The 2,720-nt window shown below is 73.3% G+C and carries 2 protein-coding genes; one reads left to right on the top strand and one right to left on the bottom strand.

Annotated features, from left to right (window positions below; translation table 11 throughout):
- The coding region (locus ABD908_RS27070; protein WP_345001964.1) for an NUDIX hydrolase at window positions 1-661 on the bottom strand (661 nt) is incomplete at its 3' end.
- Between the two features lie 424 nt (window positions 662-1,085).
- On the opposite strand from ABD908_RS27070, the gene ABD908_RS27065 reads away from it, so the two are divergent.
- Entirely contained in the window at window positions 1,086-2,684 is a 1,599-nt protein-coding gene (locus ABD908_RS27065; RefSeq protein ID WP_345001962.1) for a CCA tRNA nucleotidyltransferase, read from the top strand.
- Window positions 2,685-2,720 lie beyond the last annotated feature (36 nt).

The raw sequence follows: 2,720 nt of genomic DNA, 5'->3' as shown, positions 1-2,720 counted from the left end.
GCCCCCGCCCGCGCCGCCCGCCCCGCCTGCGCCGGGGTGTGGGCACCGGCGGGTCGTTGCGGAGCCGGTTCCGCTCGGCCGCCGCCTTCTCGTAGTCCGACGGTTCCGTCCGGGCCGCTGCGGCCACCCGCGCCCGGACGGCGTCGGGGTCGCCTACCAGGTCTGAGATCACCGTCTTCGCGGCGGCGATGAGCTTGCGCTCGTCGGAGTACGTCAGCCGCGACGGCAGGTCGGCGAGCGGCACCCACGCGACCTCGGCGACCTCGTAGTCCTCGGCACTGAGGTCGCCGCCCTCCCAGGACAGCAGGAAGTGGTGCACGGTCTTGTGCACGCGGCGGCCCTCGGCGGCGAACCAGTAGTCGATCTTGCCGATCGGTGCGAGCACCGACCCCGTCAGGCCGGTCTCCTCGGCGATCTCCCGGATCGCGGTCTGCTCGGCCGTCTCCCCCACCTCGATGTGGCCCTTGGGCAGCGACCACAGAATGCGGCCGCGCCGGTCTGTGCGGCCGATCAGGGCGGCGCGCAGCCCGGACTCGCCGGCTCCGTCCAGCCCGGCCACGACGAGGCCGCCCGCGGACGTCTCGCGCACCGTCCGGGCACGGGTGTCCGGTCGCTGTCGTCGGGCCGTACGGGCCGGGGTGGCGCGGTGGGACCGCGCCACGGCGGACGCCTGCCCCGGTGGGTGCGGTTTCGGTGCCCCGGCGACGTCGGTGTTTCGGGGTTGTATGCGTTCTGGCCGGACCTGCCGGTCGGATCGTGATGCCTGACGCTCGGTGGGCCGGTCACCGTCGACGGGGGCGTCCCCGTCGGCCGGAGTACAACCGGTCGGGCAGCCGGTGGGGGCGTCCCCACCCGGCGTCGGCGAGCCACCGTCGGGCGAGCCGGCCGTGGCCGGATCCCGATCGGTGACCCGGGTGAGCTGGGCGCGGGAGCGCCCACGGCCGCCGCGCCGTCGGCGTCGGCGCGGCCGGGGAGAGTCGGGCTCTCCGGGCTGTCGAGACTGATCCGCGGCAGCACCCGGGCCCGTACCGAGACGCGGCTGACGCCGGTCGGGGTCGGCGGATTCTGCGGATGACACGCTGCCGATGCTACTGGCGCGTGCTGCGGGCAGAGCGCCGACGCGGTCGATTGGCGCGGCGTCGGTAGACTGGCGGGTCGTGACAGATTCTGCCGACGCAGCGCACGAGGTGCGCCGCGTGCCCCCCGACGAGGCGCGCGAGGAGCGTCGTACGCGGCTCCTCGCGGCCGCACAGATCTCGCTGCGGCAGCTCTCCGACATCCTCGGCCCGCTGGGCACCCGGTTCGCCGACGCGGGCTTCGAGCTGTATCTCGTGGGCGGCTCGGTGCGGGACGCCGTCCTGGGTCGGCTCACCAGTGATCTCGATTTCACCACCGACGCGCGGCCCGAGCAGGTCCAGGCGCTGCTACGGGGCTGGGCCGACGCGATGTGGGACACGGGTATCGAGTTCGGAACCGTGAGCGCCGAGGCCCTCGGCCAGATGCTGGAGATCACCACGTTCCGCGCGGAGGCCTACGACCGGGTCACCCGCAATCCCGTCGTGCGGTTCGGTGAGCGGCTCGAGGACGACCTGGTGCGCCGCGACTTCACTGTGAACGCGATGGCCGTGCGTGTCGGCCGCGGCGGCGCCGAGGAGTTCCTCGACCCGCTCGGCGGCATGGACGCCGTGCTCGCCGGGGTGATCGACACCCCTGCCACCCCGCAGGAGTCCTTCTCCGACGACCCGCTCCGGATGCTCCGGGCCGCACGGTTCGTCTCGCAGCTCGGATTCTCCGTCGCTCCGCGCGTGTCGGCCGCGATGGCGGACATGAACGCGGAGATCGACCGCATCACCCCTGAGCGGGTCCGCACGGAGCTGGACAAGCTGATCCTCGGCGAACACCCCGTCGACGGACTCGTGCTGCTCGTCGACAGCGGGCTCGCCGAGCGGGTGATCCCGGAGGTTCCCGGGATGAAGCTCGCGATCGATGAGCATCACCAGCACAAGGACGTCTTCTGGCACTCGATGACGGTGCTGCGGCAGGCGATCGACCTCGAGGACGCCGATCCGGACCTCGTCCTCCGCTGGGCCGCGTTGCTGCACGACATCGGCAAGCCCGCCACGCGCCGCCACGAGCCCGCCGGCGGCGTCTCGTTCCATCACCACGAGGTGGTCGGCGCGAAGATGGTGCGTAAGCGGATGCGCGCGCTCGCCTACTCCAAGGCCGTCACGGAGGACGTCGCCCGGCTGGTGTTCCTCCACCTGCGCTTCCACGGTTACGGCGAGGGGCAGTGGACGGACTCGGCGGTGCGTCGCTACGTGACCGACGCCGGGGACCTGCTCCCCCGGCTGCACAAGCTGGTGCGCGCCGACTGCACCACCCGCAACAAGCGGCGCGCGGCCCGGCTGCAGGCCACCTACGACTCGCTCGAGCAGCGTATCGAGCAGCTCAGAGAGCGGGAGGACCTCGATCGGGTCCGCCCCGACCTCGACGGCAACGCGATCATGCAGCTGCTCGGTCTGCCGCCGGGGCCCGAGGTGGGGCGCGCGTGGAGTCACCTCAAGGAACTGCGTCTCGACCGGGGCCCGCTCGAGCCCGACGAGGCCGCGGCCGAGTTGCGGCGCTGGTGGGCGGAGCAGGGCGCGCAGGTGCCGCTGGCCGAGCAGCCGGGTGGGGAGGCGTGAACCACCAGGTCGCGCGCGCCGCGCTGCGGTGCGCGG

Origin of the sequence: Tsukamurella soli, assembly GCF_039541155.1 — a bacterium.
Lineage (GTDB): Bacteria > Actinomycetota > Actinomycetes > Mycobacteriales > Mycobacteriaceae > Tsukamurella > Tsukamurella soli.
The sequence above is the reverse complement of the archived record's forward strand: the minus strand, read 5'-3'. Positions and strand labels throughout refer to the sequence as shown.

What these genes read in the sequence shown, in the direction of transcription:
- ABD908_RS27065 (WP_345001962.1), top strand. Translation starts at nt 1,086, where the DNA reads ATGCTACTGGCGCGTGCTGCGGGCAGAGCGCCGACGCGGTCGATTGGC.